This window comes from Sphingobium sp. V4, assembly GCF_029590555.1.
Taxonomy (GTDB): Bacteria; Pseudomonadota; Alphaproteobacteria; order Sphingomonadales; family Sphingomonadaceae; genus Sphingobium.
In genome coordinates, this window is the sequence record NZ_CP081001.1 from 893,031 (window position 1) to 911,403 (window position 18,373).

Annotated in this window: 23 protein-coding genes and 1 tRNA gene; 13 read left to right on the forward strand and 11 right to left on the reverse strand. The window is 64.4% G+C overall.

What is annotated here, in order from left to right; translation table 11 throughout:
* Position 1: 1 nt before the first annotated feature.
* The 5 genes from K3M67_RS04635 to K3M67_RS04655 form a co-directional block, all read right to left on the reverse strand.
* Positions 2-991: an AAA family ATPase gene (locus K3M67_RS04635; RefSeq protein ID WP_285832404.1), complete on the reverse strand. Its 990-nt coding sequence runs from the start codon at positions 989-991 to the stop codon at positions 2-4.
* Between the two features lie 48 nt (positions 992-1,039).
* Positions 1,040-1,708, reverse strand: a complete 669-nt coding sequence (locus K3M67_RS04640) for a DUF4159 domain-containing protein (protein WP_232313640.1) — start codon at positions 1,706-1,708, stop codon at positions 1,040-1,042.
* Between the two features lie 181 nt (positions 1,709-1,889).
* Positions 1,890-3,224 (reverse strand): TldD/PmbA family protein, encoded by a 1,335-nt coding sequence (locus K3M67_RS04645; RefSeq protein WP_066855722.1) that lies wholly within the window; start codon positions 3,222-3,224, stop codon positions 1,890-1,892.
* A 19-nt stretch (positions 3,225-3,243) separates the two neighbouring features.
* Complete coding sequence (locus tag K3M67_RS04650; RefSeq protein ID WP_066855719.1) at positions 3,244-4,878, reverse strand: TldD/PmbA family protein; 1,635 nt, start codon at positions 4,876-4,878, stop codon at positions 3,244-3,246.
* A 279-nt stretch (positions 4,879-5,157) separates the two neighbouring features.
* Positions 5,158-5,233: transfer RNA gene (locus tag K3M67_RS04655), tRNA-Pro, on the reverse strand.
* 142 nt (positions 5,234-5,375) lie between these two features.
* On the opposite strand from K3M67_RS04655, the gene K3M67_RS04660 reads away from it, so the two are divergent.
* The 13 genes from K3M67_RS04660 to K3M67_RS04720 all read left to right on the forward strand — a co-directional run bounded on the left by K3M67_RS04660 (position 5,376) and on the right by K3M67_RS04720 (position 14,383).
* Positions 5,376-6,056: a hypothetical protein gene (locus tag K3M67_RS04660; protein ID WP_285832405.1), complete on the forward strand. Its 681-nt coding sequence runs from the start codon at positions 5,376-5,378 to the stop codon at positions 6,054-6,056.
* A complete protein-coding gene (locus K3M67_RS04665; protein ID WP_285832406.1) occupies positions 6,056-6,589 on the forward strand; it encodes an ASCH domain-containing protein in 534 nt (177 codons plus the stop codon). Before K3M67_RS04660 ends, K3M67_RS04665 begins: the two co-directional genes overlap by 1 nt.
* Positions 6,586-6,822, forward strand: a complete 237-nt coding sequence (locus tag K3M67_RS04670) for a hypothetical protein (RefSeq protein ID WP_285832407.1) — start codon at positions 6,586-6,588, stop codon at positions 6,820-6,822. Before K3M67_RS04665 ends, K3M67_RS04670 begins: the two co-directional genes overlap by 4 nt.
* Entirely contained in the window at positions 6,819-8,138 is a 1,320-nt protein-coding gene (locus tag K3M67_RS04675; RefSeq protein WP_285832408.1) for a PRTRC system ParB family protein, read from the forward strand. The genes K3M67_RS04670 and K3M67_RS04675 overlap by 4 nt, the downstream gene beginning before the upstream one ends.
* 5 nt (positions 8,139-8,143) lie before the next feature.
* Positions 8,144-8,560, forward strand: a complete 417-nt coding sequence (locus K3M67_RS04680; protein WP_285832409.1) for a PRTRC system protein E — start codon at positions 8,144-8,146, stop codon at positions 8,558-8,560.
* 40 nt (positions 8,561-8,600) lie between these two features.
* Entirely contained in the window at positions 8,601-8,807 is a 207-nt protein-coding gene (locus K3M67_RS04685) for a PRTRC system protein C (RefSeq protein WP_285832410.1), read from the forward strand.
* Between the two features lie 254 nt (positions 8,808-9,061).
* The gene (locus K3M67_RS04690; protein ID WP_285832411.1) at positions 9,062-9,988 is read left to right on the forward strand and encodes a hypothetical protein; all 927 of its coding nucleotides are present in this window, start codon (positions 9,062-9,064) and stop codon (positions 9,986-9,988) included.
* A 9-nt stretch (positions 9,989-9,997) separates the two neighbouring features.
* Positions 9,998-10,774: a PRTRC system protein B gene (locus tag K3M67_RS04695; protein WP_285832412.1), complete on the forward strand. Its 777-nt coding sequence runs from the start codon at positions 9,998-10,000 to the stop codon at positions 10,772-10,774.
* Entirely contained in the window at positions 10,771-11,430 is a 660-nt protein-coding gene (locus K3M67_RS04700; RefSeq protein ID WP_285832413.1) for a PRTRC system protein A, read from the forward strand. The genes K3M67_RS04695 and K3M67_RS04700 overlap by 4 nt, the downstream gene beginning before the upstream one ends.
* Positions 11,420-12,205, forward strand: a complete 786-nt coding sequence (locus K3M67_RS04705) for a PRTRC system ThiF family protein (protein WP_285832414.1) — start codon at positions 11,420-11,422, stop codon at positions 12,203-12,205. The genes K3M67_RS04700 and K3M67_RS04705 overlap by 11 nt, the downstream gene beginning before the upstream one ends.
* Positions 12,202-12,393 carry a hypothetical protein gene (locus tag K3M67_RS04710; RefSeq protein WP_285832415.1) on the forward strand — a complete coding sequence of 64 codons (192 nt, stop codon included), beginning with the start codon at positions 12,202-12,204 and terminating at the stop codon, positions 12,391-12,393. Before K3M67_RS04705 ends, K3M67_RS04710 begins: the two co-directional genes overlap by 4 nt.
* 125 nt (positions 12,394-12,518) lie before the next feature.
* Complete coding sequence (locus tag K3M67_RS04715; RefSeq protein WP_285832416.1) at positions 12,519-12,740, forward strand: hypothetical protein; 222 nt, start codon at positions 12,519-12,521, stop codon at positions 12,738-12,740.
* On the forward strand, positions 12,737-14,383 hold the full coding sequence (locus tag K3M67_RS04720) for an SNF2-related protein (protein WP_285832417.1): 1,647 nt from the start codon (positions 12,737-12,739) through the stop codon (positions 14,381-14,383). The genes K3M67_RS04715 and K3M67_RS04720 overlap by 4 nt, the downstream gene beginning before the upstream one ends.
* Before the next feature lie 3 nt (positions 14,384-14,386).
* On the opposite strand, the gene K3M67_RS04725 is transcribed toward K3M67_RS04720, so the two are convergent.
* From K3M67_RS04725 to K3M67_RS04750, 6 genes are all read right to left on the reverse strand, one after another.
* The gene (locus K3M67_RS04725) at positions 14,387-14,899 is read right to left on the reverse strand and encodes a DUF2514 family protein (protein ID WP_285832418.1); all 513 of its coding nucleotides are present in this window, start codon (positions 14,897-14,899) and stop codon (positions 14,387-14,389) included.
* A gap of 79 nt (positions 14,900-14,978) precedes the next feature.
* Complete coding sequence (locus K3M67_RS04730) at positions 14,979-15,248, reverse strand: hypothetical protein (protein ID WP_285832419.1); 270 nt, start codon at positions 15,246-15,248, stop codon at positions 14,979-14,981.
* A complete protein-coding gene (locus tag K3M67_RS04735) occupies positions 15,245-15,787 on the reverse strand; it encodes a glycoside hydrolase family 108 protein (RefSeq protein WP_285832420.1) in 543 nt (180 codons plus the stop codon). Before K3M67_RS04735 ends, K3M67_RS04730 begins: the two co-directional genes overlap by 4 nt.
* On the reverse strand, positions 15,787-16,209 hold the full coding sequence (locus tag K3M67_RS04740) for a hypothetical protein (protein WP_285832421.1): 423 nt from the start codon (positions 16,207-16,209) through the stop codon (positions 15,787-15,789). The genes K3M67_RS04735 and K3M67_RS04740 overlap by 1 nt, the downstream gene beginning before the upstream one ends.
* Positions 16,206-16,382 (reverse strand): hypothetical protein, encoded by a 177-nt coding sequence (locus K3M67_RS04745; RefSeq protein WP_285832422.1) that lies wholly within the window; start codon positions 16,380-16,382, stop codon positions 16,206-16,208. The genes K3M67_RS04740 and K3M67_RS04745 overlap by 4 nt, the downstream gene beginning before the upstream one ends.
* A 3-nt stretch (positions 16,383-16,385) precedes the next feature.
* On the reverse strand, positions 16,386-18,287 hold the full coding sequence (locus K3M67_RS04750) for a hypothetical protein (protein ID WP_285832423.1): 1,902 nt from the start codon (positions 18,285-18,287) through the stop codon (positions 16,386-16,388).
* Positions 18,288-18,373: the final 86 nt, after the last annotated feature.

Sequence of the window (18,373 nt, forward strand, 5' to 3'; positions counted from 1 at the left end):
ATCAGGCGAGCGGGACGGCGCGGACCAGGGCGGCGACCACGTCATCGGCGCTGCGGCCTTCCGCCTCGGCAGCGAAGGAGAGGAGCAGGCGGTGGCGCATGACCGGGACGGCGAGCGCGGCGATATCCTCGCGCGTGGCGGCGAGGCGGCCGTGGAGCAGGGCGCGCGCCTTGGACGCCAGGATCAGCGACTGGCCGGCGCGGGGACCGGCGCCCCATTTCACATATTTGCGGATGTCGTCCGGCGCGCCCTCGCCGGGGCGGCTGGCGCGGACGATGCGCGTCACCCAGTCGAGCAGGTCGTCGCTGAAATGCACGTCGCGCACGAGGGTCTGGAGCGCCAGCACTTCCTCCCCCTGCATCACGGCCGGGACGGCGGCGGGCTTGGAGCCGGTGGTCTGGGCGAGGATGGCGCGCTCCTCCGCCTCGGTCGGGTAATCGACGCGGATGTGGAGGAGGAAGCGGTCGAGCTGGGCTTCGGGCAGGGGGTAGGTGCCGGCCTGCTCCAGCGGATTCTGCGTCGCCAGCACGAAGAAGGGTTTGGGAAGGACATGGGTGACGCCCGCATAGCTGACGGTCTTTTCCTGCATCGCCTCCAGCAGCGCCGCCTGCGTCTTGGGCGGGGTGCGGTTGAGTTCGTCGGCCAGCAGCAGGTTGGTGAAGACCGGCCCTTGCTGGAACCGGAAGCTGCGATGGCCGGTGCCATGATCCTCCTCCAGCAGTTCGGTGCCGAGAATGTCGCTGGGCATCAGGTCGGGCGTGAACTGGACGCGGCGGAAGTCGAGCTTGAGCGCTTCGCCCAGCGAGCGGACGAGGAGCGTCTTGCCGAGGCCGGGCACACCTTCGAGCAGGCAATGGCCGCCGGCGAGGAGGCCGATCAGCAGTTGCTCCACGACTTCGCCCTGCCCGACGATCGCCTGGCCGATCGCGGCGCGCAATTGGGTCAGCGCGCCAAGGCGGGTCTGGATGTCGGCTTCGGTGAGGTCGGTCATGTCATGTCCCTTGCTGGACGAAAGGCGGAAAAAGGCGAGCGGGGGGCATCACACCGACAGCGCGTACATCACGATATTGACCGCGAACCTGGTATTATCCTCGGCCAGGAAGCGCTTGTTGCGCCAGTCATAGTCCCACTCGCAGCCATAATCCTTGTTGCTGTAGAGAATGCCCAGCCGCCCGTTCACCTCTATCCCCTTGAGATAGTCATGGACGAGATCGTCGCCCCAGCCGTTGAGTTCGAGGCCCGTGTTGGGCGGGCCGTCGAACTTGAAGAAGCTGCGGTAGAGGCCGTGGCTTTTCGGCAGTTCCTTCAACGCCTTCGGCCCGAAAATCCTGGCCATCTGCGCCTCGAACGAGCGGGCGAAGAGGCCGTCTATGTCATGGTTGCAATCGTCCACCATGACGAAGCCACCATTGCGGACATAGCGTTCGAAATTGCGGCGCTCTGCGGGCGAAAATTCCACCAGCTTGTGCCCGGCCAGATAGCAGAAGGGCGCGGTGAGCATCCTGGGGTCCGCCAGCGGGACGACATGCTCCTTCGGGTCGACGCGCAGGGTCGTGTAGTCGATCAGCGCGGTGATGACGTTGGACGGCGTGCGCTGGTCCACGTCCCAGTCGCCACTGTCGTAGCGCAGGCGCGTGAACCAGAAGTCGTAGCCCCCGGCAGCAGCAAGCGGGCGGGCCAGCAAGGTGCTGGCCAGGCCGCCTGCCATCAACCGGAGGAACTCGCTGCGGGTCATGGGAGACGAGATGGAGCAGCCACGACCACGACACACCCACCGTCATTCCCATAAGGGCGGGAAGCCATCTCCTGACCTTTCGCAAGGGAATAGCGCGGGAGATGGATCCCCGCTTTCGCGGGGATGACGGAAGAGAATAGTGGCCGGGGCAGGATCACACCGCGTCGGAGAGCGAGGTGAAGGTGAAGTCGCGCAGCTTCATCGGCGGGACGACGATGTTCATCGACACTTCGTCCGGCGGCACGCGGACCGGACGGCCCAGTTCCTCGACATTGTTGAGCATAATGACCGGGCTTTCGTTGAACCGGAAGTTCTTGATGGGATATTTGATCTGCCCGTTTTCGACATAGAAAGTGCCATCGCGGGTCAGGCCCGTCAGCAGCACCGTCTGCGGGTCGACCATGCGGATATACCAGGTGCGGGTGACGAGCACGCCGCGCTCGGTGGAGCGGACGAGGTCGGCGGTCGACTTGGTGCCGCCCGTCATCAGGATATTGCCCATCTGGCCGGCGGCGGGCTTGCCCTGCTTTTGCGCCCAGTAGCGGCTATAGTTGAGGTTCACGACCTTGCCGTCCTTCACCATGTCCATGCGCTGGCGGGCAAGGCCGTCCTCGTCCCACGGCTCGCACGGCGCGACCGGGTCCCAGGGGTCGGTGTAGAAATTGACCTGCGGGCCGAACACCTGTTCGCCCAGCTTGTTGCCGCCGCCCTTCTTGGACAGGAAGCTGCGGCCTTCGTCGGCTTCGCGCGCGCCGAAGAAGTAGAACATGAAGCCGATCAGGCCGGCGGCCGCCATGGGTTCCAGGATCACCGTATATTTGCCCGGCTCCAGCGCCTTGGCTTCGGACGAGGCCGACGCCTTGCGCATCGCGATCTGGATGTCGCTGTCGACCTTGAAGCGAGTGGCGTCCTGCGTGTCGGTGCCGACCCAGCCGGACCCGCGCCCGTCCTCGGTCCGGACGGTGCAGGTATAGTCGAGCACGGTCGAGCGCTGATAGCCGAAATTGCCCTTGCTGTTGGCGATGGCCTTGAAGCTCTGGCCATCTTCCAGATAGCCGGCCGCGATCAGCTTCTGCGCCTTGCAGGCATTGATCGAGGTGGCGGCGACCTGCGCGCGATAGGCGGGCGTGATGTCGGCGGTGGCCTGCGCGAAGGTCGGGCTGGGCTTGTAGGCCTGCTTTTCGACCGCCGGCATGAATTCCGGATTGTCCGGCGCCAGTTGCGCCAGCGTTTCGGCCCGGCGGACGACACGTTCCAGTGCGGCGTCGTCGAACTGGTTGATGGTCGCGGTGCCGACCTTCTTGCCATAGGCGACCTGCACGGCCAGCTCGATGTCGTCGGTCTGGCCGGCGGTGGACACATTGTTGCGGGCGAAGCGGATATTGCCCTGGATCTTGCCGGTCAGTGTGGCGGTGCATTCGTCGGCCTTGGACAGGGCGACGACCCTGGTCAGGATGGCCTTGGCCTGCGCTTCGGTAAGGATGCTCATTTATTCTCTCCCGTGAGCGTCAGCCGAGCGAACGCGCGGTGTTGATGACGTTGATGCCGTTGAAACGCGCGGTCGAGGAACCGTGCGATACGGCGGAGACCTGCGCGGGCTGGCCCTTGCCGTCGAAGAAGGAGCCGCCGAGGCGATAGTCGCTGGCGTCGCAGACGCCGACGCAGGCGTTCCAGAATTCCGGCGTGCGGATCTGGTAGGCGACGTCCTCGATCTGCTGGGTGATCTTGCCGTTCTTGATCTCGTAGAAGAGCTGGCCGCCGAACTGGGCGTTGTAGCGCTGCTGGTCGATCGAGAAGCTGCCGTCGCCGATGATGTAGATGCCGTCCTCGACACCCGCGATCATGTCCGCGACGCTCTTCTTCGCCTTGCCCGGTTCAAGGGAGACGTTGGCCATGCGCTGGAACTGGACGTTGGACCAGCTGTCGGCATAGGCGCAGCCGTCCGATTCCTTCTTGCCCTCGATATGGGCCTGGTCCCGGATCGCCTGATAGCCGACGAGCTTGCCGTCGCGGATCAGATCCCACTTCTTGGTCTTGATGCCTTCATCGTCATAGGCGACCGCGCCAAGGCTGCCCGGCTGGGTCTTGTCGGCGACGATGTTTACTTGCTGGCTACCATATTGGAACCGGCTTTCCAGCTTGTCCATGGTGGCGAAGCTGGTGCCGGCATAATTGGCTTCGTAGCCCAGCACGCGATCCAGTTCGAGCGGATGGCCGACCGATTCGTGGATGGTGAGCCAGGTGTGCGACGGGTCGAGCACGAGGTCGTACTTGCCCGGCTTGACCGAGGGGGCCTTGATCTTCGCCTGCGCCTGCCTGGCGGCGGCGATCGCGTCCTCCTTCATGTCGTAGCTGTTGCCATAGACGGTGACGCCGTTGGGCAGGACGGTCTTGCCCGATGCGGCGCCGTCCAGATATTCGAAGCCAAGACCCATCGGGGCGGACAGGCCCTCGCGCGTGCGGAACTTGCCGCTGGCCTTGTCGACGGCGGTGACTTCCATCGGCGCCCAGATGCGGTGAACATCCTGGTCGATATAGCTGCCGTCGGTGCTGGCAAAATATTTCTGCTCATTCACCAGGAACAGGATCGAGCGGATGAAGCTGGCGCCGGCATCCATGGCGGCGGCGTTGACGCTGGTCAGCAGTTCGACCTTGTCCTTGATCGGCACGGCCATGCTGTTCTTGACGATCGGCGTCTTCCAGCTGATTTCGCCCACGCCCTTCGTCGGGGCGAGCTGGACCGGTGCGGTCTGGGCCGGGGCGTTCGCCCTGGCGATGGCGACGGCCTGTTGCGCGGCCTTCGCCACGGCGTCGGTGGTCATCTCGTTGGTGGCGGCGAAGCCCCAGGCGCCGTTGGCCAGCACGCGGATGCCGACGCCGGACGATTCGGTGTTGACGATATTTTCGACATTGCGTTCGCGGGTGATGACGAACTGGCGCAGGTAACGGCCGACGCGCACGTCGCAATAGCTGGCGCCGGCGCTTTTGGCGGCGTTCATCGCGGCGTCGGCCAGCGCCTTCTTCACCGCCACGTCGATGGCGCTGGTCAGCTCCTCGGCGGCAATGGCCTTGCCGAACATGGCGGGCAGGACGAGGCCGCCCACGCCCATGGCCCCGAAGGCCAGAAAATCGCGTCTATGCAAGATGTGTCTCCCACCTGCCAAAGCCCGCATGATGCGGGTCGGATTGAGCCTGATATGCGATCGGTGGCACTATCGGCTTGATATGGCGGATCATTGCCGCCGGGGCGGGCGGGGTCAAACATCTTTTACGAATGTGCAGCATGTCGTTCCCAGGCTTTCGACAGATGACATCTGTCGAAAAACATTGGCCATGCGCGTCGTGCGGACATGTGAAATCGGCGGGCCTGGCATTGTGCCAACCCGCTGATAAATCGCTTTATTTCATGTGAAGAATGTGGTCGGGGAAAGAGGATTCGAACCTCCGGCCCCTGCCTCCCGAAGGCAACGCCTAGCGCCGTATGGCGCGGAAATCCTCACTTGGGCCGCGATAACCGCGCGGATCAGAGCAAGAACGAATCGGGCGACAGGCCGATTCTCACCGGAGCCACACCGGAACAGAAAAGCGCGCAAACGCTGGGCTTCTGCACTTGCGCCCAGCCGCGCGTCGGCGGTGCGGCATGAGCGATCTCACGAACCTTATCAGCGCGGCCGTGACCGCCAAGATGACGCCCGACTTCATCGAAAAGGAGGTGAACAGTCGCGTTGAAAAGCTGATTGTCGAGAGCGTCGACCGCGCACTGCGCTCGTACAGCGACACCGGCAAGATGATCGAGAAGGCCGTCGAGGACGCGCTGCGCGTCGATCGTCTGGACTTGCCGACATATGGCAGCGTCGTCACCGGCATGCTGAAAAAACAGATCGATGCGCGCGTGTCTGACCTGGTAGCGGGGCGGCTGTCTCAGGACATGGACGAACTGCTCAGCTTGGCACCGAAGGAGATCAAGCTGTCAGAAATCGCCGATGGCATGCGCGAGCGCTATAAGGGCCGACACGATTATGCATACGGCCCGATCATCAGCGTTGTAATCGATGAATCTGAGACGATCAGCGGCTATTATCGTATCGGGCTTGATGAAGATGAGGCGGAGAGGCGCACCGTCCAAGCATGCTCGTATGAGATCGCGATCGACAAGGACGGCAAGATCTATTCAGCAACGCTGGAAGGTCGAAACCTAAAAGACACTTCCCGCCTCGGTCGCAACTGGGGCATGGATCAGCTGATCCGGGGCTGGTACGCCTGCGGCACCAAGATCATCGTCGATGAAGACGCGGTTGTCACTTCTGAGGGTGACTACTGATGAAGGCGCTCACCCTCTGGCAACCGTGGGCCTCTCTGATCGTCGTCGGCGCGAAGCCGTTCGAGTTTCGCGGCTGGAAGGCTCCGCGCTCCCTGATCGGCCAGCGCATCGTCATCCATGCGGCGGCAAGGCCAATGCGCGCGAGCGAGATCCGTGACATCGTCGACCATCTGAAATTCGGTGGCGCGAACGCGGCGGCGACCTGCCTGCATGTGGACGCGGCGCTCAAGCTGCTGATGCCGCTCTATCACTTCAAGAAGCCGGTCGGCCTTCCGCTGTCGGCTGGCCTTGGCACCGCCATCCTTGGCGAGCCGCGCAACGGCATCGAGATCGCGGTGCAGGAGTTCGGCTTTCCCCAGGAGGCGGAGGACGAGCTGCCCGGCCTGCCCGGCTTTGACAGCGATCGGAGCGAGCACGCCAACTGGGGCTGGCCGATGCTGGACATCGAGAAGTGGGACCAGCCCCAGCCGATGCGCGGCGCGCAGGGCCTGTGGAATTGGCCGGACGCTGCTAAATTTGCGGAGAAACTATGATGGCCCTGCTGAATAAGCCGTCGCTGATGCAGCGCGAGTGCGACGAATGGAACAAGCGCTATCCGATCGGGCAGGCCGTCGTCGTCCGTCTCGACAGCGGCGAGGATCTCCATACGAAGACGAGCACCGAGGCGCAGCTGCTGTCCGGACACTCCGCCGTCATTTGGCTGGACGGGATCAGTGGTTGCTACCTGCTTGGCCGGGTGAAGCCTGTAACGGAGGAGCCGGCATGACCGACAGTGTCCTGAAATTCGCGACCACGATGCCGCTGTCCCGCATCAGGCAGGACGACAACCCCCGCCGCTACTTCAATCAGGAGAAGCACGCCGAACTGGTGGCATCGATCCGCCTTCGCGGCATCATCCAGCCGCTGCTGATCCGGCCGGTTCCCGACGTAGAAGGCGAATACAGCATCGTCGCAGGTGGCCGTCGCTACAAGGCCGCCGCGGAGGCCCTCGGTTCGGACGCTGACGTGCCGGTCCTCATCCGTGAGATGACCGACGAAGAGGCGCTCGAAGCGGCGATCGACGAGAACGACAACCGTGAGGATGCTTCAGAGACGGAGCAGGCGGACGCCGCTGTCCGCGTCCTTGCTGCCTGTCAGGGCGATCGTGCCGAGGCGGCGCGGCGGCTGGCGTGGTCGCCGGCGAAGCTTGACCGTCGTCTGGCACTTGCCAACCTCGCCGACCCGGTGAAAGTAGCTCTCGACGAACGCCGGATCAAGGTCGGCCATGCCGAGCTGCTGGCGGCGGTACCAGCCGACAAGCAGGAGAAGGCGCTCGACACGATCCTGATCAACGACCTGGGCGTCGCCAAGACGCGTGAGCTGCTGATGCGCGTGACACAGTCCCTTGCCGGCGCGCAGTTCGACAAGGCTGAGTGCACGACCTGTCCGTTCAACTCCGCTTCCCAGCGCGCCCTATTCGCCACGCACGTCGACGACGGCTATTGCACGAACCCCGGTTGCTTCCAGCTGAAGACGGAAGCGGAGGCCGCGGCGGTGGCCAAGGCCGAGGGCAAGCCCGAGAAGGTCGCCAAGGACACCGACACCCCGTCCGGCAGTGAGGTCGCAGCCCCCGCGGCAGCGCCTTCGGCAGCGCCAACTGCTGCCGTGACGAAACCGGCCAAGGTTGCGCCCCCCGCCAAACCGGCGCCGAAGGCGACCGTCACTACCGACAGCATCGCGCGCCGCGTTTCGACACAGCGAGAGGCCGCGTGGAAGGCTGCGCTCATCAAGGCAGTCGAAGGCGATCCCGATATCGCAGCGGCTTTCGATGCAACCTTGCGAGATGTGTGGAAGGTTGATCGATTTTTCCTGGCGTGCCTCAACAAGGATGAGCTCAAGTTCATCGCGCAGGAATGCGGGCTCGTCGATCACATGGGCGCGAAGGCGTTCGCCAAGCTCCTCGACGCGCCGCTCAACAAGATCGTCGACGGCATGCTGAACGCCACCGGCTTCAGCTGGGCCGGCCGCTTGCCCAGCGCGATCACGCTCAACGGCAAATACAGCCCGCCTCCCGCCGCCCCCGCATTTTCCGAGAAGGACTGATCCCGATGCTGATTACCAGCCTGTTGCCGCTGCTGTCCCGCTATTCGCTCGGCCTCGACCTCGTTGCCAGTCCGGACGGTGCCGTCACCATGACCATCATGCCCCGGAAGGCGGAAGGCTCCAGTCACAAGCCCGAGGGAGGAGAGGTCCGGCCGATCTCGATCACGGCCACAGCCGCCGAAATCGACGCCGAGCTTGCGAAGGGGGAGGCCGGCGCCTTGGGTCAGCTCATTGCGGCGCGCAAGGCGCTGGGCGACCAGCTCGCGGAACAGCGCGAGGCGGCCGAAACCGCGAAAAAGGCCGTGCCTAAGCCCAAGCCGGCACCGGCCAAGGCCGCGCCGCCGGCGGCTCCGAGGGCCGAGGCGCCCGCCGCGCCGCCAGCAGAGCCTGCGCCGGGTGAACCGGCCAGCCTATGGGACTGACCCACACCAGTTTTCAACGACCATCTGCCGGGAGGCACCAATGCAAATCAACCATCTGACCCGCGTCTATCGCTATGACGGGATCGATCTTCCGATCCCGCCGCACCTCGCCAGCGATCCCCAAGGCCTGCGGGCCTACCACGCGTCGCTCTATCCCGCGATCCTCAACGCCGAGGCCGTCGATGCCGGCGTGTCGGGCACCAACCATGTCACCGAGTACCGGCGGGCCGTCGGCACCAAGGGCTGACATGCCACCGAAGAGCGCGGCCATCCCGGCCGCCCCCCGGAAAACCCTTCTCGAATGGATCGAGCATGATGGCGACCAAACCGATTTTACCAAACCCCTCTGTAGCGACCAGGACAAAGCCCTCTATGCGCGCATCCTCGTCCCGAACGAGGGCAGGGCGCACGAGCCGCTCCAGCCGCCCCATGGGCTTGCTCTCGCGCCCCTCGGCTGACCTGGCAGGCCGTGCGGTCGGCATATCGCCCGATGTGCCGGCGATGTTCGACGTGTCCCTCGCCGCGCATCACAAGCTGATCGGCCGCTGGGTTGAGACTATTGCCCCGTGCGATCGCCCCTGCACCCGGCATGAGGCGCGGGCGCGGATCGAGCGCACATTCAATGATGCCGTGCTCGACATCCTCAAGCCGTTCGACATGGCCGAACTGCGCGCTGTCGTCCTGCAGGGCGACGACACGCTGCCGCCCGCGCTCGTGCTGATCTGCGACAGCCTAGGCCAATTAGATCTTGGATGGATCGAAAAGAGTAATGTCCTGCGGCAAACGCTCTTCGCTAACGTCGCGCCGCTCGGCTGGCGTGCTGCCGCCTACAAGGAATTGGTCGGTACGCTGAACATCGCGCTACCGGTCTTCCACTTCGACGATTTGCTGACCGAGCTTTCGATGTACCATTGGGAAGGCGAGGAGACCGACGAAGGCGCGCGGCACGCGCTGGTCGAGTTGTTCGGGCAGGATCCCAAAGAGATCGACGAGGATATGTTGCCATCGGCGATCAGAGCCCGCCGGCCGGATTGGATGCTGGCCGAGAATGCCGCGCCCTTGAAGAACATGCCCCTCGCGCTCGCCGACAAAATACGCGCGTTGCGCAAGGCCTATGCGGCCGTGGAGGCACTGGGCGACGATCGCGGTGCGTGGCGCTTCGATATCGAGATGATCCGAGAATATGTGGACGACTACGAGGATCGGTCTGGCCTGCCCCCGGTTACGCTCGTCCCATTTGATCAGTTCCAGCGCGAGCTCGACGATGTTGGCCGTCTCGGCATGGAGACGGGGTTCATGGACATCTGCGGCATCTGCCAGCTCGACGACGCCGAAAAGGTCGGCGCCTGGTTCGCTTCCTTGAGGATCGGCGTGGCGTTCCTGCTCGCCGCCCAGGATCTCATCGATTTCGACCCAGCCGGTCTTTGAGGCATCGCCATGACCAAGCACATTTCTAAATTCCAGGCGGCCGAGGGCGGGCTCGCTCTCACCAACGCCATTCTCCTCTATTCCAGCGGAGAGCAGCTCGGGCGGCCGCGCGAGGCCTTCGCCAGCATTCACGAGGTCGAGCACCTCGACGGCCAGCCGGTCATTGCCGCCGGCACGCCGCTGACCCGCGAGCATCTGCGACGGTGGACCGAGGCGCTGGGGAAGGCGCTGGCGCCGGAAATCCTCCCCGACAATGTTCTCGTGTCGCATCCCGACATGCTGGCATGGTGGGTGCCCGAGCAGGTCCGCACGTCCTATTTCGCGCTATCGCGCCCAGCCGCGACGCTGAAGGCGCTTGCGCAGCGCACGACCTTGCCGCTTCCCTATCCGGCGCACCTGTTCGTCGCCACCCGGAGCGGTTTGGGCGTCTATGCCCTGCCGGCGAACAAGCGCCCTTGTCCGGACACGCAATTGCTGTTCTCGCCGGTGCTCAACGTCTACATCAACGGCTCGCTTTGCTGGGGCAATATCCGCAAGCCCAAGGCACTCAACATCGCGGCTATCCCCGAATATGAGCGCGCCGTGTTCGACTCTTGGTCGACGCATCCCAACGCGGGGCAGGAGATGACCGTCACGGGCAAGGGCGGCCTTGTCGCCCTATGGGACGATCTCGCCGCGCGCAAAGCCCAGCGCTTCCCCGTTCGTCGCCTCAAGCCGTTCAACGCGGGCAAGCCGAAAGGCGCGCCCATCACGTTCGGCCAGTTGATCGCGGGGGCCGGGGCATGAGCCACCTCACGGATGACCCGACCGCCGCGGCGATTCTGGGCGCGGTGCCGTGCTATCCAGTCCCGCCGATCGGCAACTCGCCCGCCATCGATGCGCTGCGCGCTGCGAAGGCGGGTCATGGCTTCATCATCGGGCAGGATGGCGTGATGCTGATCCTGCGGCGCTCCTGGCTGGAGCTGGACGTGTCCGTGTCGTCGCCGATCGCCGCGCACCTTCCCTATGGCAGCGTCGGGCCTGAGAAGGCGAACCTCCGGTGTGGGCTGATCCCCGGCGGATTGCTGCGGCGGGTGCTGGAGCATTTCGAGGAGGCGCTGCCCAACGAGGCGGCGGCATTCGTGATCTGGGACGAGGCGACCGGCGCGTTCGAGCTGGACTTCCCGACCATCGACGAAGCGACGCCATCGCGGCTGGTCTACCGCACGCCGGCGCTGGCGGCCGGATCGCACGTAATCTGCGACATCCATAGCCACGGTCGCAGCGGCGCGTTCTTCAGCCCGACCGACAACGCGGACGACGCCCACGCGACGAAGATATCGATGGTTTTTGGTCGCATCGACGATCCGGGCGGCGCCGTGAGGGCCTCCCGCCTGTGTGCCGGGGGCATGTTCCTGCCGATGCCGCGCAGCCCTTTCTCTGGAGATCAATATGCAGAGTGAAGCACACCGGCACTATCTGCGTGCCTCCTACGACAACAAGGTGATCAAGATCCTGCTGGTCGGGTGCGGCGGCAACGGTGCGCAGATGCTGATGGGGCTGGCGTCTCTCGACACCGCGCTTCGGGCGATATCGTCGCGATCCCTGCATGTCACCGTTGTCGACGATGACACGGTGAGCGAGGCGAACCTCGGGCGCCAGCCGTTCTACCGCTGCGACCTCGGCAATTCCAAGGCTCGGACGCTGACGGAGCGGATCAACTTGGCGCACGGCCTCACGTGGAAGGCGGTCCACGGTCGCGCGCCGGGCGATGTCGAGGTTGCGGCGATGGATATCGTTATTTCCTGTGTCGATACGGCCTCCGCGCGCCGGGCGATCGGCGCCGCCATCGACGCTTGCGAGCGGGAATTCGACAACCTCAAGCCGCCGGCATATTGGCTCGACCTCGGCAACCGCGCGACCGACGGGCAGTTCATCCTCGGGTGTCCGAAGGGGGCGGGCGACCAGCCGGGGCACCTGCCGACCGTGCTGGAATATTTCCCGGAGCTGGCGGACGATTCCGTTGCAGATGACGATGCGCCCAGCTGCTCGGTCGCCGAGGCGCTCGATCGACAATCACTATTCGTGAACCGCGTCGTCGCCAGTCACGCGCTGGCGCTGCTGTTCGATCTGCTCGGCCGCGGCTCGATCGGCCACGCCGGCGCCTTCATAAATCTGGCGAGCGGGCAGGCGTTGCCGATCCCGTTGCCAGCCGTGCCGGCCGAGGTGGCAGCATGAAGCGACGCCGCCGGCCGGCGCGTCCACCAACCGCCCCATGGACGCCCGAGGAAGACGCGAAGCTGCGCGAGGTCAACGATATCGGCCTGCGCGTGGAATATTGGCAACTGGCACTGCCCGAGCGGCGGGAGAGCGAGATGCTCAACCGCCGCTACGAGCTGGGCCTAAAACCCCCGAGGTTCCTATGACAGCCGCTGAGCTTGTCCATCATCTGCGCCGGCAGCGATATCGCGTCGGGCAAGAAATCTGGCTCCAGGACGATATCGAGGCTTCTTTGCGCTTTCTGCAAATGGCCTTCGAGCGCGAGGCCCGCATGACGGCCCGCGATCGGATCGACTTCCTCGTCGCCGGCGGGATCGGAATCGAGGCGAAGACGCGCTGTCCGCCGCGCCAGATATTCCGCCAGCTGGAGCGCTACGCCGAGCAGGACGCGATCACCTCGCTCATTCTCATCACCGGCACGGCCATGGGCCTGCCTGACGCGGTCAACGGCAAGCCGCTGTTTCTCGTTTCCACCGGGAGGGCATCACTGTGAAATCCTATGGCCAGCTGGAGCTGGACCGGGTCGCGCGCCGCTGGCGTATCACCCAGCTCGCGCCGCACGTCGCGATCGCGTTCAAGCGCATGTTCCCCCGAGTGCCCGTCACATCGACCGAGATCGGCATGAGCGACACCGACGAGGTGCGCGCGGATCTGCACTGGTTCATGTCGCGGTACCCGCTTGACCATGACGAATGGGACGAGCTCGACGCCGCGGTCGATCGGCTGGCGTATCGCGCGGCCGAGCGAGAGCGCATCCTGTTGCCGACATGGAAGCCGGGCGAGCTGCTGGGCTTCAAGGAAGGGAAGGCCGCCTATCTCTATCAGACGCAGGCCGCGAAGATCGCGGTCGCCAATGGCGGCATGCTGCTGGGTGACGACGTCGGCCTCGGCAAGACGATCAGCGCGATCGCGGCGCTGCTGTTCGGTGCGCCTATGCCGGCGGCGATCGTCGTCCAGCCGCACCTGGCGGGGCAGTGGAAGAAGCGGATCGAGGAATTCTCCTCGCTGCGCGTCCACATCATCAAGGGCCGCACGCCTTACGACCTGCCCGAGGCGGACGTCTATATTTTCAAATATAGCAACGTCGCCGGCTGGGTGGACATCATCAAGGAGGGGCTGTTCCGCTCCGTCGTCTATGATGAGGTCCAGGAGCTGCGCCACGGCCACGGCACATCGAAGGGCGCTGCCGCCGGCGTGCTGAGCAACCGTGCCGAGTTCCGCATGGGGCTGACTGCGACGCCGGTTTATAACTATGGCGACGAGATGCACGCCGTCATGGAGTTCGTGAAACCTGACTTGCTGGGGGACTGGAGCGAGTTCATCCGCGAGTGGTGCAGTTCCGGCCGCATCGTCTCCAATCCCGACGGCCTTGGCTCCTATCTGCGCGACACCGGTTATTTCCTGCGCCGCACGGAAGATGACCCGACCGTCGACGCCTCGATGCCACCGCCGAACATCCTGGAATGGGAGATCGACCACGACCTGGCCGCGGTCGAGGGCGAACAGGAGATCGCCCGCCAGCTCGCCCAGACGGTGTTACGCGGCAGCTTTGCCGAGGCCGGCCGCGCCGCGCGCGAGCTCGACATGAAGATGCGCCAGCTGACAGGCATAGCGAAGGCGAGGGCGGTTGCCGCCTATGTGTCCCTACTGCTGAAGGACAGCCCGCGCGTGCTGCTCGCTGGCTGGCATCGCGAGGTCTATGACATCTGGCGCGAGGCGCTCACCCCGTACAACCCGGTGCTCTATACCGGGTCCGAGAGTGCCGCCGGCAAGCAGCGCAGCGTGGATGCATTCTGCGGCGGCGATTCCCGCGTCATGATGATGTCGCTTCGATCAGGGGCCGGTCTCGACGGGCTGCAATATCATTGCAATGACGCCGTCGTCGGCGAGCTCGATTGGTCGCCGCAGGTCCATTACCAATTTTTCGGCCGCCTGCGCCGACCCGGGCAGGAAAAGCAGGTCAACGCTCACTATCTCCACACCAACTGGGGCAGCGACCCGGTGCTGCTGGAAATGCTCGGCATTAAGGCGGACCAGTCGCGAGGGATCAACGATCCGGGGGTCGCGCCCAAACCGCGCATGACGGACGAGAGCAGGTTGAAGATCCTGGCTCAACATGTGCTGGCGGCAACCTAGCCGCTACCTGCCATCAGGGGCTTTCGTCAGGGCGTTGTAGCTGGCTTCACAGGCGCGCCCGGCGATGCTGGCTTCATCAGCGTATCGAGCAATTCCTTCCGCACTTTCGTCAAGCCGCTGCTGCACGTAGGCGAGCAGATCGGCGGACGCTGCGGCTGCTTCGCCGCTTGCGGGAGTTCGGGCACCACTGGCGGCGAGGGACAGGGTAAGGTTGCGGACCTGTTGACGCAGCCGTTCACCGCTAAGGGCAGCAGCATCAGCAGCGTCGCGCGCCGCATCACGTTCCTGGACGGCATTTTCGGCGATCTCCTTTTGTGTGATCAGGCGGCGCGCGCTTTCGTCGTCATTCGCCTTCTGCTGGGCCGCGCGGGCCGCAGCTTCCTTGCCCTGCTCCTTTTCCCAGCGGCCGCGCTCGGTGGACACGCCGTGCGAATAGGCCGCCCATATCGCGACGGCGGCGATCGCCAACGCGGCCGCCCACAGATAGGGCCGGATCGGATCGAGGAGCCGGCTCATGACGCGATCCAGTGAATGGCACCGACAATCAGCGCCAGCCACAGCGCGGCCGAAACCGGAATGCCGACCAGGAGGCCCTTCATGATTGCACCCCCTGCGCCGGGGGATCAGCCGGCGGGGCGTTGGCCAGGCTCTGCCCCATCCGGTCGACGCTGCGCTGTGTCCAGCGACCCTGCACGGCCTCGATGATGCGCTGAAGCACCAGCAGGAAGGCCGCGACATCGAACCCTGTGCCGACCAGGTCGCGTTCGATCGCGCGCCAGAGCAGCAGCACGACGCCCACGGCGATGGCCGCCAGCAACGCGATCTCGCTGCCATGGTCGGTCAGGCGGATGGTGGGCAGCTTCATGCCGCGATCCTCGCCAGCCAGCCGAACAGGAACGCCTCGTTCGCGCTGCGCCCTTCGCACAGCGATAGATAGCGCTCGCCTTGGAGGGCATTGAGCAGGGCGAGCAGCCGGCGCTCGCCTTCTGCGCCGCGCTTCTTCAGGAAGGCGGTCAGCGCGTCGCGTGTCTTCTGTCCGGCCGCGCCGTCGACCAGCAGGTCGGCATAGTCCTTGCCCTGATTGTTGAGGCCATTGAGCGCGCGCTGCAAGAACTGCGCCGCCACCTTCGGCCCCATGTTGACGCCGGTGTCGACCAGCTCCGCGCCGATCGCGGGCGAGATGGCAGCGATCTTGTCGAAGCCGGGTGCCACGACATATTGCTTGTTATAGACCCCGAATGCGAAATCGCGGGTCATGGCCTTCATCGGGCCGGTATAGCCATTGGCGCGCGCCGTCGCGATCGTCAGGCCGAAATTGGTTTCGCCGCCACGGTCGCGCGGATCGTTCACATGGCCGCCCTCTTTTGCCAGCACCTCTTCGATGATTCCGTTGATGGTCGCCATCATTCACCTCCCGTAGCGGCAATCTCGGCCGCATGAATCGCCGCGGCCTCGGCCGCCTCCGCCTGCAACTGCGCCTCCCGCATCGTGCGGACCTTGCCCACGACCTCGACCGTCTTCTCCGGCGCGGTTTCGAGGATCATCAGCACCGCGTCGAGGCACTGGTTGAGGTTGCGGATCTTGTGCCGATCAAGCGACCGCTCGGCCGCATGCAGCTTGTCCTTCTGTTCCAGCGAGCGTTCGAGCTTCTCGACCCGCGCCATCAGCCCCTCGCGCAACTTCTCTTCCGCATCGCTGGTTTGCTTCTTCCATGGGCCGACTTGCCTGATGATGACCCCCAGCAATGCGAGGAACGACGCCCACGCGCCGGCCGCCGTCCAGCCGAAGCCGTGCGCCGTGACTGCTATGGGCGCCGGGTCGGTCATTCGCTGGCGCCGACGCCCGGATCCCGGAACTTGGCTGGCGCCGTATCGACCGGGGTTGCCGCCGTCAGGATGTGTACGCGATAGTCGCGCACGACATCGCGGAGCATGCTCTCAATCAGAAAATCGCCGGCTTCGTGAGCTTCATCGGCAAGGGTTTCGACTTTCTCGATCATGATCTACCTTTCGATGTTGGCTTCAAGGCGCACGCCCAGGGACGCACCCGGCGCCGTGTCGCACGCCACGGTGACGTTCACCGCGTCCGCCGCCGTCACATAGATCTGACCCGGAGACGTCGGCGGCTTGTTGATGAGGTGCACATTGAAGTCGCGGGTATCGGGGGTGTAGGATAGCCCGTGACCACCCGACACAGTGAGCGCGGCAGCGCCGATCGTAAGGTCGAGCTTCTTGCGCAATACCATTCCTGCATGCTGCCGGCCGTAGCGCAGGCCCGACATGACGGACGAGGGGAGCGGAGAATTGGTGAAGTCGCAAAAATCTACGCGTCCCGACACTCCGGTTCCTTCGGAGATCGACGTGCCGGTCGCGGTAAACCTTTCGTGCGCGATGGCGGCTTCGACATAGTTGAGATCGTATCCGACATAGCAACGATCATCGATCAGCCAGATGTTGCCACCAGCCTTCAAGCCGGTGAAAACGCCTGGAGCCGTACCATTCGCGTAAATCCCGGCTTGCTGGAAACCGACGATCGTATTGCGATGGATATGCAGATCTTTGATCGCGCCGACAGCATAGATCCCGCGGAGCGCACCGGCCTGCAGATATTGGCGACCGATCCAGTTGCCCTCGATTATCACATCCTTGACGCCGCTCATGACGCCGTCGACCACGATACCATTGCCGGTAATCACCTGGTCGAGGACATTGTCGCGGATCTTGATGTCGAGGCCACCCTTGATCTGGATCGCATAGGTGCCACCCGTCGCCGGGAACAGCTTGTTCCGATCGATGACGACGCCCTCCGGCTGATGAGTGGTGCCGTTTTCCAGTGAGACACCGTTGCCGCCCTGAGTGAAGACGCGGCTGATGACGGAATTTCGGAAGTCGTTGATCGAGCGGATCGCGACGCCATTGTTGATGAACAGGCCGCCAATGATGTCGATGGCGTTGCCGTTCTCATTCAGGATCGCGGTGGCAAAACCCGCCATATATGTGGGTGAGACGAGGGTTCGGACGGTGTCTTCCGTCTTGTTGATCACGATGCCGGCGGCCGCTAGATTGCCGGAGTTTACCCATTGCCCGCCAATGACGCCGGACAGGCCGCCCAGCAGCTTGAAGAGGGAAGGGGTTGCCGATTTTGGCTGAAGAACCGCGTCACCAGCATTGATGACGACGGTCCGCGGCACTTCCCGCTGGGTCAGTTCAAAAACAGCGTTGGGCGGAATGTTGACGACCCCGCCGCCGGCCTGCCCGACCGCCTTGCTTATCGCCCGGTCGACAGCGATGTTGTCGCTGTTCGTGTTCAGCGCCGGCGCACGCTGTGCCCAGATCATCTGCTGCAGGTTAGCCGCGCCGCTGCCAGCGGCTGCGGGGGCATACTGATCATAAGCGGTCAGTGCGAGGCCGAGATCGGGATCGGCAAGATCGCTGCGCAAGGCCGGGTCGTTGCCGGTGCCGGCTGAAAAACCCCAAGAGCCGTCCGGTTGGACAACAGGGAAACGATTTTCGGCGCCGCCACCAAGCGGGGTCTGCGGCGATCGCTCGACACGATCCTTAAGAAAAATATTCTGCGCAGCCAGCCGCTCGAACGACGGATTAAGCGTGCGCGGATTGAAGGCAGTTACTGATCCCAGGTCGATGCCCACACCGAAATTTGGCGCGGACGCGATCAGAAACTCGGGGAGCGCCACGGCTGTGGGGGCGCTGTCGAAGACAATGGATCCCCCGTCAGCGCCGACGGCAGGCAGGATTGAAAAGCTGAAACCAGTGATCTGAGCGCCCTGTCGGTCGACGATGATCACTTCGCTGGTCGACATCGTGCGAAAGGTGAATGGGAACGAGGTGGTAACCCCGTTCGGATAGAACGGGCCGTCGTAAGCATTGGTATTGGTGACACCCATTCAATCGGTCCCGCGTTGAGGCGGGTACCCAACTAGCCCATGCGCGCGCGGGCTTGCATAGATGATGGGCGCTTTCTACCAGTGTG